A 12,253-nucleotide genomic window follows, 5' to 3' on the forward strand; every position below is an offset into this window, starting at 1 on the left:
CCTGACTAAACCTTCCCGGCGCGCCGCAGTCACTTCCAGTAGAAGCCCCGATAGACGCGGGGCCTGGCGGGAGGTGATTAACGATGGCTAGGGCAATCTGGAAAGGCGCGATCAGCTTTGGGCTGGTGCACATCCCTGTCTCGCTCAATACCGCTGTGCGCACCGAGCGGGTGGATTTCGACTGGCTCGACAAACGCAGCATGGAGCCGGTCGGGTACAAGCGGGTCAACAAGGTCACAGGCAAGGAAATCGACAAGGAGCACATCGTCAAAGGTGTGGAGTATGAAAAAGGCCGCTATGTGGTGATCAGCGAGGAGGAGATCCGCACGGCCCGGCCTGAAGCCACCCAGACCATTGATATTTTCTCGTTCGTCGATGCTGGCGAAATCCCCCTTCAGCATTTCGATACCCCGTATTACCTGGCCCCCGACCGCCGTGGCGGCAAGGTTTACGCGCTGCTGCGCGAAACCCTGGCGAGTACCGGCAAGGTGGCCTTGGCCACGGTGGTGTTGCATACCCGTCAGCACCTGACGCTGCTGCGCCCGCTGGACGATGCACTGGTGATGATCACCTTGCGCTGGCCAGAGGAAGTGCGAGGGCTGGAGACGCTGGAGCTGGACAAGAGCGTGACCGACACCAAGGTAGACAAGCGTGAACTGGACATGGCCAAGCGGCTGGTGGAGGACATGAGCGGGCCGTGGCAGCCGGATGAATACCACGATGCGTTCCGCCAGACGATCATGGACCTGGTGGAAGAGAAGGCCAGTAAAGGCAAGATCAGCGTGGTCGAGAAGGGCGAGGGCGGCAGTGCGGAGAAAAGTGCCGACATCATCGACCTTACCGAGTTGCTCAAGCGCAGTTTGGGGGGCAAGGCTGGGGCTACTGGCAAGAAGAAACCTACCAAGCGGACCCGGAAGGCTTCTTGATCTTTCCATCTATGTATCGGCAGCCCACGCCTGTGGGAGCGCTATAAGCCTGCGATTCAGGAGGGGGAGGCTTCAAGGCCCGCCAGGAAATCCCCAAACCCCTCCCGGGCGCGGCTGTCGCGTCGGCTACTGGTCGCCACGCTGTGCCGTGCCGTCCAGGAGATCTGCGCACCGTGCGCCTCCAGGTCGCGCACCAGTTGTACGTCTTCATGGGCCGGCAACGGCTGGAACCCCCCGATACGCAAATACGCCTGCGCACTGACCCCAAGGTTGGCGCCGTGGATATGCCGGTGCCCCTCTCGCGCCTGGTAATGGCTCAGGTACAACCGGCGCAACGCGGCTTTCTGCCAGGGCTGCCAGCGCTCCACATGCACGGTGCCACAGACCACGTCCGCACCACACGCCAGTTGCGACAGCAACCAATGCGGAGGCACCTGGCTGTCGGCATCGGTACAGGCCAGCCAGCTGGCGCCCTGTTCGATCATCTGTGCCGCGCCGGCACTGCGCGCCATGCCAACATTGCCTGCGTGCACTTCCAGTGTCTGCACCTGGTGCCGCCTGGCAACCGCCGCACTACCATCGCTGCAGCGGTCCAGCACCACCAGTATTTCGACCCGATAGCCCGCCAACTCAGCCTGGTCTGCAGCCGCCCGCACGGACTTGAGGCAACGACCCAGGCGGCGCGCTTCGTTGTGCGCGGGTATGACCACGGCAATCATGGGCAGGTCTCGTCAAGGTCGACCACGCTGGGCTGGCAAGACCAGTACTCGAGCAGAAAGTCCGCTTCTTCATGGCGATAGACGGGGTACAGCGGCAGATGCTTGCCCAGCATGCGATGCACTTCACGCCCGTCCTGGGGGCAGCCCGCGATCGGGTGTTTCCAGTGGCAGGCCAGCAGGCCGCCGTCGTCGCTGAGGCTGGCGGCTGACTGTTCGATCACTTGCAACCAATCGGTGGGATCAAGGTAGTAACCCAACTCACTCAGCACGATCAGGTCAAAGCGCCCACCGGGCCAATCACCCGGAAGCCTGCCGAGTTCGACCGAGGCGTGGCTGACCCCGGTCAAGCGTTCCCGCGCCAGGCCTACGGCAGTTGGGTTCAAGTCCTGGCACAACAAGTCTGCACACCGCTCGGCCAGCAAGGCACTCAGCTCGCCATTGGCGCACGCAGGCTCGAACACGCGCTCATAGCATTGGCGGGGCAGGCTGGCCATGACCAGCTCGCGTTTGCGCTTTTCGTACCAGCGGGTGCGAAAGGCCCAAGGGTCTTCGCTGCTGGCGTACAGGTCGGCGAAATACTGTGCGTCGAGGCTCATGACAACTCCCTTTACAAGAACACCAATTCGAAAGGCTGTAGCAGGCACTCCTGCAAGTTCGCTGGCAGCACGGGCGGTTGGCCTTCATCTGGCACGAGTTGGCTGATGTGCGCGGCCAAGGCCTTGCGCTTGCGGGCCAGGCGGGTTTCATCCAGCTGCACGCGATGAGCCCGTGGCCAGGGCAGGCGAGGGTCGTCAGGTTGCGCCCAGTGCCAGGCCCAGACCGGCACCTCCACCAATTGCACCTTGCGCGCCATTGCCGCTTGCGCGGCGGCCCTGCCCACCGCCTCGTGGTCGCAGTGGCCGTCGTTGCGCCAGGTCGCCATCAGCACGTCGTCAGGCTTGAGCAACTGGCTCAGGTGGTTGACTAGAAACGCCTCGTCCCGCGGCAGCGCGCCGTCCTTCAGGTGCAACCTGCGCCAGTCCAGCCGGTTGAGGTCAAGTTCGAGCTGTTGCAGGGCGTGGCGGCTCTCCAGCGGCCGCTGCCTGCGCAAGCGGTGCTCGGTCCAGTGGCTGGAGCCTGGGTGGCTGCCTTCGCCATCGGTAGCAGAGACCAACACCAGGTCGTCCTCGCGCCCATGAAAGCCTGCCAGCAAACCACCCGCCATAAGAATTTCGTCATCCGGGTGCGGGGCGATCATTACAAGCCGGCGGCCAGGCGGGCACAGTTGCCCTGGGTCGATCCAGGTGGCCCTGGCCAGGTGCGCGGCGTGCTGCCAGGCCGACCAGGGGGTACCGCTACTCGACTCGATCAAATTCATAGTTGCCAGGCTCCTGCCGGCAGGGTAGCCAGCTGCTGTCCGAGGGCGGCCAGGTCACGCTCGGCGTGGCTCTGGCGCAGGAACACCGGCAAGTCGGCACTCAACCGGGCAAAGTGGCTGCTGCGGCAAAACGGCGAGGCGCCCAAGGCGCGCCCCACGTGATGGATCACGTGCTCGACGGCCTGTTCGACCTGTGCGCGGGTACGCCGTACTTCGAAACAGGCGTCTGCGCCCGGCTGGCGGTCGATCCAGCCCGCACACTCGCGCAGCGCCGCCCTGGCACCGCACAAGGCGGCGTCCACAGCCCCCAAGTGCGCGTCGGCGTGCGGGTCTGGCCGCGGGTTGCGACAGTGTTCGCGCAGGTAGTCCGCCAGGGCCTCGGCGCCGCCGTACCAGCACGCCGCGATGCCACCACCTCCGTGCCAAAAACCGGGTCTGGAGAGGTACTGCCCGGGCCGGCCGATGGCGATACCAGGCGTATGGTTGAACTCGACCTCGACGCTCGCGGTAATGGCCATGCCGACCGCCTGCCACTGTTCGATACGCAAGCCTTGGCTGGGGTGCGACAGCTCTATGGCCACCAGCTGCGGTTGGTCGTCTTCACCCCATGCCGTGATCAGGGCGCGGTCGATTTGCAAGGCGCCCGAGCACCACGCCTTGCGGCCCGAAAGCCGCACCTGCTCGCCCTGGCGCTCGACGATACGTGCGCGGGCATCTGGCGGTTCCGCCGCCCATACACCCCAGATGCCGTCCTGCGCATGGTGCGCGGCGCCACATTCGGCCAAGATCGCCAAGGCATCGGTGTGGCCTTCGTAGAGCTTGGCCAAGGCCATGTCACAGCCAGCAATGCGGGCTAGGCTCTGCCAGCGGCGCAGCGTGTTGCCCTGGCCGGGCAGGGGCAGCAGGTCAAGGTGGTCGGCCTGCAGCGCCTGCATCAGCGCTGGCAGTTGGGTATCGAGGTTCAGCGCCTGCGGCCGTTCGGTGAAGGTGCGCAACAGGCGGTCGAGGGTGTTCAAATCAAAGTCCTGAATGATGCTCATCAGCCCAGCCCTAGCTGTTTGCGCATGCGCGCAGTGATCGATTGACGGGTCTTGCCCATGTCGGCCCAGGGGTCGTCCACCTCGGCCAGGCGCTCGTGCAGGTTGCCGATGTGCCATTGATTGGCACCCTTGAGCCCGGCCAGCTCTTCACGCCAGATCGGCACGGACACCGGCAGGCCCTCCCGCGCACGCAAGGAGTAGGCACAGGCGGTGGTGGCGCCTTTGCCATTGCGCAGATAGTCGATGAAAATCCGCCCGACCCGGTTTTTCGGCCCCGACACGGCGCTGAGGCGATCGGGGAACAGGTTGGCCAGGTAATCGACGATCGCATGGCTGAAGTCCTTCACCTCATCCCAGCCCGCTTTTCGGGTCAGCGGCACGACAATGTGAATGCCCTTGCCGCCACTGGTCTTCAGAAACACCTTCAGGCCAAGTTCGTCGAGCAGGGTCAAGGTCAGCTGCGTGGCCTCCAGCATGGCCTTCCAGGGCAGCGCCGGGTCCGGGTCCAGGTCGAGCACGAAGCGGTCCGGTTTGTCGAAGTCCTTGTCGGTGGCGTTCCAGGTGTGCAGTTCGAGCATGTTCATCTGCACCGCGCCCAGCAGGGTATCGGCGCGGTTGATGACCATGGCAGCCTGGCCGGCCTGTTTCTTGTCGTAGCTGACCACGTTGGGGATGTGCAGCTGGCCAGCGTTTTTCTGGAAGAACAACTCGCCACCGAGGCCATCGGGCGCGCGTACCAGCGCCACAGGGCGGTTTTTCAGCTGGGGCAGGATCCATTGGCTCACCTGCGCATAGTATTCGGCGACTTGGCGTTTGGTGGTGGCGCGGGTAGCGTCGATGACGCGGTCAGGGTGGGTCAGGCGCAGTTCGCCCAACGCTTCGGGCTTGTGCTGAGCGTGGGTTTTAGCCACGGACTTGCCAGGCATGGCGTGCTCCAGGTCGATCGCGGTCGCGGGTTTGTCATCACGCAGGCCGTGGAACACCGCATGGCGCACCACGCCGTCTCGGGTCATCTGTGCGTAGGCGACTTCGGCCAGCAACGTCGGCTTGAGCCAGTGCACGCCCCGGGCTTCGGCGCCGGTCGGCGGCTTGCTCAGCATCGGCTTGGGGGTTTCCAACGGTTTGAGTCGCGCATGAATGGTTTCCAGGGTGGCAGCACTGAACCCTGTACCGACTTTGCCGGCATAGCGCAGCGCGCCGCTGTCGTCGTGCACGGCCAGCAGCAAGGCGCCAAAAGCGCTGCGGCTGCCCTTGGGGTCGGTGTAGCCGACAATCACGAACTCTTGGCGTTGCTGGCACTTGAGCTTGACCCAGTCGGCGCTGCGGCGCCCGGTGTAAGGGCTGTCGGCGCGTTTGCCGATCAAGCCTTCCAGGTTCATGCGGCAGGCGCTGTCGAGCAGGGAGTCGACCGGCTGATCGAAACCTTCGGAAAACCTCAGCCACTCTGAGTCGGCCCGTTCAAGCAGCTGTTGCAGGGTTTTGCGCCGCGCTTGCAGCGGTAACTGGCGTAGGTCCTCGCCGCCCAGGAAGGGCAGGTCGAACAGGTAGTAGAGAATGTGCTGATCGTCCTCGACATCGAACGCGTTCTGCAGGGCCTGGAAGTCGGCCACACCGTGTTCGTCATTGACCACCATTTCGCCGTCCAACCAGGCCGAGTCGAGGCCCAGCGTGCGCAGTGCATCTCGCTGATGGGGCAGCTTGGCGGTCCAGTCGTGGCCATTGCGGGTAAAAAGACGCACGTCATCGCCGTCGATGCGCGCGAGAATCCGGTAGCCATCGAACTTGACCTCGTACAACCAGTCGCCGGCGGGTGGCGAGTCGACCAGCGTCGCCAGTTGCGGTTGCAGCGTGTCGGGTAACGGGGCCTTCTGTGCGTCTGCCTTGCGTTTGCGGGTACGCGGCGCCGCTTTTTCGGCAGGCTTGCTACGTCTGGGGACCAGGGTGCGCTCGCTGAGCACGCTGTCGGGCTGGGCCTCGACGATGCTGTAATCGGCCTCGCTACGGGCTTCGCCATCGTGCGATTTGACCAGCATCCATTGCTCTTTCTTGCCAGCCAGGTGGGTGCGGAACAGGTTCCAGACGCCGTTGAGCTTCTCGCCTTGCAGGCGAAAGCGCAGCTTGCCCTTGGCGTAGGCCTGCTGCGCATCACCTTCAGGCTCCCAGATGCCACGGTCCCAGACGATCACATCGCCCGCGCCGTAATGGCCTTCGGGGATATTGCCCTCGAAATCGGCGTAGTCCAGCGGGTGATCTTCGACGTGCACGGCCAAGCGCCGCACCTTCGGGTCCAGCGACGGGCCCTTGGGGATGGCCCAGCTCTTGAGCGTGCCGTCGAGCTCCAGCCGGAAGTCGTAGTGCAGGTGGCTGGCGTCGTGCTTCTGGATGCAGAACTGCAGGGCATGGGGCTTCCGGCCCCGGCCACGTTTACCGCTCGGCTCGGGCGTGGCATTGAAGTCACGCTTGCGCTGGTATTCCTGCAGGGGCTTGGCCATGGCGGGGTCCTGAAGAATCGCGGGGGCTCTTCAGGTGGGAGAGAGTGCGGTGAGGGGAGTTCAAAATTTCCCCCCGTCGAGCGCCTGACGGCTCGACGGGGGCACATGGCCCTTTAGCAGCTTGAGCGGCTGCCCTCACCATCGACCAGGCGCCAGATACCCAGCGGATTGGCGTTCTGCAACGCAGGAGGAAGCATCGCATCAGGGTAGTTCTGGAAGCACACCGGCCGCAGGAAGCGATCGATCGCCAGCGACCCCACCGAGGTGCCGCGGGCGTCCGAGGTGGCAGGGTATGGGCCGCCGTGGACCATCGCATCGCACACCTCGACGCCGGTGGGGTAGCCGTTGAACAACACGCGGCCGACCTTGTCCTGGAGCAATTCACTCAACCAGCTGAAGCCTGTCAGTTCTGCTGCTTCGCCAATGACCGTGGCGGTCAGTTGCCCGCGCAGGGCTTGCACGGCGGCGCTCAGTTGCGCCTGATCTTCAACTTCAATGACCAGGGTCGTGGGCCCGAACACTTCTTCCTGCAGCAGCGGGTCGCCGTTCAGCAGCAGGCTGACATCGGCCTTGAACAGTTGCGGCTGCGCCTGCCGCTCGCCTTGCTCGGCGCCGGCCAGGTGGGTGATGCCGGGGTGCCCGTGCAAGTGTTGTAGGCCCTGGCGGTAGCTGGCCAGGGTGCCGGCGTTGAGCATGGTCTGGGCGCCTTGCGCAGCCATTTGTGCTTGCAGGTGCTCGACAAAATGGCTGAATGCAGCAGAGCGCATGCCCAGCACCAGGCCTGGGTTGGTGCAGAACTGGCCACAGCCCAGGGTCACGGACGCAGCGAGCTCGCGGGCCAGTGCAGCGCCTCGCTGAGCCAGCGCTTCAGGCAGCAGGATCACCGGGTTGATGCTGGACATCTCGGCAAACACTGGGATCGGTTGCGCCCGCTCCGCAGCCATGCGCATCAGCGCGTTACCGCCCTTGAGCGAGCCGGTGAAACCGACGGCCTGGATGGCCGGGTGCTTGACCAGCCACTCGCCGACGCCCGCACCGTAGACCATGTTGAAGACGCCCGCCGGCATGCCACTGCGCGTCGCGGCGCGCAAGATGGCATCCGCTACACCTTCAGCGGTGGCCATGTGGCCGCTGTGCGCCTTGAACACCACCGGGCAACCGGCGGCCAGGGCCGACGCGGTATCGCCGCCTGCGGTGGAGAACGCCAGCGGGAAGTTGCTGGCCCCGAACACGGCAACCGGGCCCACCCCGATACGGTACTGGCGTATGTCCGGGCGCGGCAGCGGCTGGCGCTGCGCCTGCGCTCGGTCAATGCGGGCGCCGTAAAAATCACCCCGGCGCAGCACCGTGGCGAACAGGCGCATCTGGCCGCTGGTGCGGGCACGTTCCCCCTGGATTCGGCCGGCGGGCAGGGCCGTTTCACGGCATACCGTGGCGATGAAGGCGTCACCCATTGCATCGAGTTCGTCGGCAATCGCCTCCAGAAACACTGCGCGTTGCTCGGCCGGCAGGTTGCGGTAGGCCGGGAAGGCCGTGGCAGCAGCCTTTGCGGCCGCATCCACTTCAGCTTCGGTGGCTTGGCTGAATGCGCCGGGCAGCGCTTCGCCAGTGCTGGCATCCAGGCTCTTGAGCAGCGTATTGCCTTGCGCCGAGCGCTGGCCGCCGATGTAATTGTGACCAAGAATCTGGGTCATGAGGGCTCCGATAAACGTTAAGGCAGGTACATCAAGGCAAGCAGTCAGGTAATGGCGCCGATCTGCCACGGCACGAACTCGTTCTGCCCGTAGCCATGCTGTTCGCTCTTGCTGCGCTCCCCCGAGGCGATGCGCAGCATCATCTGGTAGATGTGCTCGCCGCGCTCTTCGATGGTCATGCTGCCGTCGGCAATGCCGCCGCAGTTGACGTCCATGTCGTCTTCCTGGGTTTCCCACAGCCGCGTGTTGGTCGCCAGCTTGATGGACGGCGAGGGCGCACAGCCGTAGGCGGAACCGCGGCCGGTGGTGAAAGCGATCAAGTTGGCACCCCCGGCGACTTGGCCAGTGGCCGAGATCGGGTCATAACCGGGGGTGTCCATGAACACCAGGCCATGGGCGCGCACCGGCTCTGCGTACTCGTACACATCCACCAGGTCACTGGAGCCGGCCTTGGCGACCGCACCCAGTGATTTTTCCAGGATGGTGGTCAAGCCACCGGCCTTGTTGCCGGCCGAAGGGTTGTTGTTCAGCTCGGCGCCCATGCGCTGGCAATAGGCTTCCCACCACTGGATGCGGGCGATCAGCTTTTCACCGACTTGCTGGCTTACGGCGCGGCGCGTCAGCAAGTGCTCGGCACCGTAGATTTCGGGGGTTTCCGACAGGATCGCGGTACCGCCTGCGGCTACCAGCCGGTCCACGGCATTGCCCAGCGCAGGGTTGGCGGTGATGCCCGAGTAGCCGTCCGAACCCCCGCATTGAAGGCCCACGGTGAGGTGGCGCACGCTGACTGGCTGGCGCTCGACCTGGTTGGCTTCGGCGAGCAACGCCTTGACCTGGGCAATGCCGCTGGCGATGGTCTTGCTGGTGCCACCAGTGCCCTGGATGGTGAAGGTGCGCAGGGTGTGGCTGCTTTGCAACCCTTGGGCGGCGAGCAGCTCAGGGATCTGGTTGGTTTCGCAACCCAGGCCAATCAGCAGCACCGAGGCGAAGTTGGCATGCACGGCATAGCCGCCCAAGGTCCGGCGCAGCATGGCCAAGGCCTCGCCAGAGGGGTCGACGGCGCAACCGACGCCATGGGTCAGGGCCACCACGCCGTCGACGTTCGGGTACGGCGCCAACGCTTCGGGGTGAATGTCACGGCGAAAATGGTCGGCGATTGCCCGGGCCACGGTGGCCGAGCAGTTCACCGAAGTGAGGATGCCGACATAGTTGCGCGTGGCGACCCGGCCATCGGCCCGGACGATACCCCTGAAGGTGTCGTCGTTGGGCGCCTGCGCGCCACGGGCATCGACGCCAAAGGCGTAGTCACGGGCAAAGTCACCCATTGCCAGGTTATGCACGTGCACATGCTCGCCTGCGGTGATGGCCTGGCTGGCGAAGCCGATGATCTGCCCGTAGCGGCGCAGCGGCTGGCCGGCCGCAATGTCGCGCGCCGCCACCTTGTGCCCAGCAGGGATTGGCTGGCGAACGGTGATGCCTTCGTCCAGCAGCAACCCTTCGGGCAGGGCCTGGCGGGCGATCAGCACGTCGTCGAGCGGGTTGAGACGGATCACGGCGTGGGCAGCGCGTTCACTGCCTGTTGTTGTAATGAGTTGCATGACAGTTACCTCAATAGGGCGCGTGGCTCAGGCCAGCCCGCGCTCGCGATAGTCGATCAGGCCAGAGAACAGCATCAGGCCGAAGGCCATGACCACGAAGAAGATCAGGGCCAAGAAGTACGAACCGGTGAACTGCACGATCAGGCCGATCAGGATCGGTACCAGCACGCCGACCATGTTGCCGCAGAAGTTCATGCTGCCGCCCAGAACGCCGGCTTTGGATTTACCGCCGAGAATGGCCGGCAGGCACCAGTACATGCCGCACCAGCGGATGAAGAACAGCGCCACGCACAGCAGGGCGATCACCCGTGCAGCATCGGGGGTGTAGGCCACCAGCAGGATGCACAGCGCGGCGACGGCAGCGGAGCCTGCGAACATGCTGCGCATGACCGTGTTCGGCTGGCCGCCATTGGCTTTCCACTTGTCCGAGATCCAGCCGCCCACCAGCTCGCCGACAAAACCGCACATGAAGATCAGGAAGGTCGCGCCACCCATGGCCTTGATGTCCAGGTTGTGGGCTTGGTGCAGGTAGCTTGGCATCCAGGTCAGCAGGCCATAGAACACGCTGTTGTAGCAGGCGTAGCCGGCGAACATGCACAGCACCGAGCGGCTTTTCAGCAGCTCTTTGAGTACCGCCTTGCGGTTGCCGTTGGCCTGGGTCGCGGCGTCGTTGGCTTGGGTGATGTAGGCCAGTTCGGCGGCGTTGACCTGCGGGTGTTCGCTGGGGTGGTTGCGGATGTACCACCAGGCCCAGATGCCTGCAGCCACGGTGCCGACACCGGCGATGATGAAGGCGATGCGCCAGGAATCGAACCAGGTGATCAGCCCGGCGATGATGATCGCGCCAAACGCTGTGCCCAGCGGCGCGCCGCCGTCGACCAGGGTGGCGCCGCGGCCACGCTCGTTGGGGGTCAACCAAGCGCCGTTGAGTTTGGCGCCCGCCGGCATGATCGGCGACTCGGCCACGCCCAGGCCAATGCGGGTGACCAGCAGGGTGATCCAATTGTGGGCAAAGCCGCCCAGCGCCTGGAAGGCGCCCCAGCCGATGGTGGCGACACCAATGATGTTGCGCACCTGGAAGCGGTCGAGCAGCACACCGGCTGGGATCTGCATCAGGGCATAGGACCAGAAGAACGCGCTGAGGATCAACCCTTCAAGTGCTGGGGTGAGTTCGAACTCGGCAGAAATCAAGGGCAGGGCCACCGACAGCGACGCCCGGTCGATGTAGTTGATCGCTGCCAGCAACAGCAGGATCAAGAAGATCCGCCAGCGCACGGTGGTCGGCTTGGCGGTGTCTGTGCTGGCCGTGGCGGTTGTGGCCGCCGGGTAAGGGGTGTGTTTCATGCTCATCTCACTGTTGTGATTGTTATGAAATGCCGCGGCGGCGCGGCCCTGCGCCGCCGTCGGTTCAGAGCGTCTTCACCTCGCCAGGTGAGATGGCCGAAGGCGTCCCGGCAATGCCATTGCACAGGGGGGCGCCGAAATCAGGCAGGCTGATCTCGAACACATCGCCCTCGGCGGTCTTGATCTGGTCGGCGAACGACAAGGTCGCCGTGCCGAAGAAGTGCACGTGCACATCGCCTGGGCGCAGGAACTGGGCGTACTTGAAGTGGTGATACTCCAGGTTGTCCAGCGAGTGGCACATGTTGTCCTCACCGCTGAGGAAGGCCTTTTCCCAGATCACCTGGTTGCCGCGACGAATCCGGCTGATGCCATCGAGGTGGCGGGGCAGCTCACCGACCCGCAGTTCAGGGCCAAAGGCGCAACTGCGCAATTTGGAGTGAGCCAGGTACAGGTAGTTGCGTCGTTCCATCACATGGTCGGAAAACTCGTTACCGATGGCAAAACCGAGGCGGTAGGGCTGGCCATCATCTCCGATCACATACAGGCCGGCCAGCTCGGGTTCTTCACCGGCATCTTCAGCAAAGGCCGGGCGCTGCAAGGCCTGGCCAGGGCGGACCACAATGGAGCCGTCGCCCTTGTAGAACCACTCCGGTTGTACGCCCGCGGTGCCCGGTGCAGGGCGGCCGCCTTCGATGCCCCACTGGAAGATCCGCGCGGTGTCGGTCAACGCCGCCGCATCGTCGATTTTTTGCTGGTGCATCTTGTCGCGGGTGGCAGCACTGCCCAGGTGGGTCAGGCCGGTGCCGCTGATCAGGCAATGGGCTGGGTCTTCGTGGTCCAGCGGGGGCAGTACGCGGCAGTCGCTCAGGGCCTGGCGGTAACTGTGTTGCGTGCTGTCCAGGCCGCGTTCGAGCACTTCTGCGGCCAGGCTGGTGTGGTTGCGGATCGCGGCCAAGGCCAGCTCACGCATGGAGTGGGTATCACGCACGACCTGGATCAGGTCGCCTTCGACCACGCCGACGTGGCGTTGGCCGGGTGCGGTTTCAAATTGGATCAGGCGCATGCGGGTTCCTGTGTTGTTCT

At 64.6% G+C, this 12,253-nt stretch carries 10 protein-coding genes; 1 reads left to right on the plus strand and 9 read right to left on the minus strand.

The annotated features are described in order from the left end of the window. Positions 1-83 precede the first annotated feature (83 nt). Positions 84-926, plus strand: a complete 843-nt coding sequence (locus tag D886_RS0106950; RefSeq protein ID WP_027593206.1) for a Ku protein — start codon at positions 84-86, stop codon at positions 924-926. A gap of 56 nt (positions 927-982) precedes the next feature. Here the strand turns inward: D886_RS0106950 and D886_RS0106955 are convergent, their stop codons facing one another. The 9 genes from D886_RS0106955 to araD1 form a co-directional block, all read right to left on the minus strand. Beyond that, a complete protein-coding gene (locus tag D886_RS0106955; RefSeq protein ID WP_027593207.1) occupies positions 983-1,645 on the minus strand; it encodes a glycosyltransferase family 2 protein in 663 nt (220 codons plus the stop codon). Then, positions 1,642-2,241 carry a bifunctional 2-polyprenyl-6-hydroxyphenol methylase/3-demethylubiquinol 3-O-methyltransferase UbiG gene (locus tag D886_RS0106960; RefSeq protein WP_027593208.1) on the minus strand — a complete coding sequence of 200 codons (600 nt, stop codon included), beginning with the start codon at positions 2,239-2,241 and terminating at the stop codon, positions 1,642-1,644. Before D886_RS0106960 ends, D886_RS0106955 begins: the two co-directional genes overlap by 4 nt. Positions 2,242-2,252: 11 nt before the next feature. Further along, the gene (locus D886_RS0106965; RefSeq protein WP_033694007.1) at positions 2,253-3,002 is read right to left on the minus strand and encodes a PIG-L deacetylase family protein; all 750 of its coding nucleotides are present in this window, start codon (positions 3,000-3,002) and stop codon (positions 2,253-2,255) included. Further along, positions 2,999-4,042, minus strand: coding sequence for an acyl-CoA dehydrogenase family protein (locus D886_RS0106970; protein ID WP_027593210.1), 1,044 nt, complete (start codon positions 4,040-4,042; stop codon positions 2,999-3,001). The genes D886_RS0106965 and D886_RS0106970 overlap by 4 nt, the downstream gene beginning before the upstream one ends. Beyond that, positions 4,042-6,534 (minus strand): DNA ligase D, encoded by a 2,493-nt coding sequence (ligD, locus tag D886_RS0106975; RefSeq protein WP_027593211.1) that lies wholly within the window; start codon positions 6,532-6,534, stop codon positions 4,042-4,044. Before ligD ends, D886_RS0106970 begins: the two co-directional genes overlap by 1 nt. Before the next feature lie 113 nt (positions 6,535-6,647). Then, entirely contained in the window at positions 6,648-8,228 is a 1,581-nt protein-coding gene (locus D886_RS0106980; RefSeq protein WP_027593212.1) for an aldehyde dehydrogenase (NADP(+)), read from the minus strand. A 44-nt stretch (positions 8,229-8,272) separates the two neighbouring features. Beyond that, positions 8,273-9,826, minus strand: coding sequence for a UxaA family hydrolase (locus D886_RS0106985; RefSeq protein ID WP_027593213.1), 1,554 nt, complete (start codon positions 9,824-9,826; stop codon positions 8,273-8,275). A 27-nt stretch (positions 9,827-9,853) separates the two neighbouring features. Then, entirely contained in the window at positions 9,854-11,170 is a 1,317-nt protein-coding gene (locus tag D886_RS0106990; protein WP_027593214.1) for an MFS transporter, read from the minus strand. A 64-nt stretch (positions 11,171-11,234) separates the two neighbouring features. Beyond that, a complete protein-coding gene (gene araD1, locus D886_RS0106995; protein WP_027593215.1) occupies positions 11,235-12,233 on the minus strand; it encodes an AraD1 family protein in 999 nt (332 codons plus the stop codon). Between the last annotated feature and the right edge of the window lie 20 nt (positions 12,234-12,253).

The sequence above is a fragment of the Pseudomonas sp. LAIL14HWK12:I7 genome (genome assembly GCF_000483465.1).
GTDB classification, from domain to species: Bacteria; Pseudomonadota; Gammaproteobacteria; order Pseudomonadales; family Pseudomonadaceae; genus Aquipseudomonas; species Aquipseudomonas kermanshahensis.